Genomic DNA, 1,183 nt, shown 5'->3' with positions numbered 1-1,183 from the left:
TTTTGAGCTTGTGTCTCGGCGACCTTTCTCAAAGATATAGAAAGGTTTTTGATTATCGATTGAACTATGTCGTCTTTCGTGATTATAGTAAGCCATATATTCTATTATACCTAAAGCTAACTGATGACCATTACTATAAGAATGTTTATATATTTTCTCATATTTCAAACTTCGCCAGAAACGCTCTATAAATATATTATCGGTTGCTCTTCCTTTACCATCCATACTGATGGTTACACCTTGACTAATCAAGTACTCTGTAAATACATCACTTGTAAATTGTGCCCCTTGATCTGTATTGACAATTTCTGGAACCCCATGCTCTTCTATACATTCCTGTATCGTCTCTTTGCACCATTCTGCTTCCATTGTATTGGAAAGAGACCAGCCTACAATGTAACGGCTGTGTATATCAATTACAGCCATTAAATACATAAAACCCTTTTCCATTGGAATGTAGGTGATATCGGTCGCCCATACTTGATTTACTTTATTAATGACCATATTACGAAGGAGATAGGGATACTTTTTGTGCTCCTTTACACCTTTTGAAGTATGAGGACCAGGAACAAGTGCCTGCAGGTCCATCATACGGTATAACCGAGCGATACGTTTAGGGTTGACTAACATTCCCTGATCCAGACGCAACCAAGTAGTCATACTCGGAACCCCCATGTGAGGATGCTTTGTATACTGCTGATCTATGACCTTCATTAAATCAAGGTTTTGTGCTGACTCTCCTTTTGGCTTATAATAATAACTAGATTTCTGTAAACCTAATAGCTGACATTGACGTGTGATGCTTAGCTCTGGATGAGCCTTGTCGACAATTTTTCTCCGTTCTGACAACGACTTATTTACGACAAGGCTTTCTTTAAAAAATCCACTTCAACTTGAAGTTTACCAATTTTCGCATAAAGCTCATCTTCTTTCCCTTCACTCGCTTTTTGAAGCTTCTTTTTATCTCCAGACTTTTCAAAAACACTGGATGCACCTTCTAGAAATTCCTTTTTCCATGCACTGATCTGAGTAGGATGAAGATCGTACTTCTGGGCTAATTCTGTAGTAGTCTGTAAATCTTTGATGGCTTCTAAAGCTACTTTAGCTTTAAATTCTGAGGTGAATTTTCTTTTACTTTTCATAATACTGCAATTTACTTAATTATTAATTTTGATTGCAGTCC

The 1,183-nt window shown here is 37.0% G+C and carries 2 protein-coding genes; both read right to left on the bottom strand.

Annotated elements, in window-relative coordinates; all coding sequences use genetic code 11:
* On the bottom strand, positions 1-849 hold an 849-nt coding region (locus IC221_RS29190), incomplete at its 3' end, for an IS3 family transposase (RefSeq protein WP_188172314.1).
* A gap of 8 nt (positions 850-857) precedes the next feature.
* Positions 858-1,142, bottom strand: a complete 285-nt coding sequence (locus IC221_RS29185) for a transposase (RefSeq protein WP_188172313.1) — start codon at positions 1,140-1,142, stop codon at positions 858-860.
* Positions 1,143-1,183: the final 41 nt, after the last annotated feature.

It is taken from the genome of Flammeovirga sp. EKP202 (genome assembly GCF_014534745.1).
Classification (GTDB): domain Bacteria; phylum Bacteroidota; class Bacteroidia; order Cytophagales; family Flammeovirgaceae; genus Flammeovirga.
This window is presented reverse-complemented; position numbering and strand designations above follow the sequence as displayed.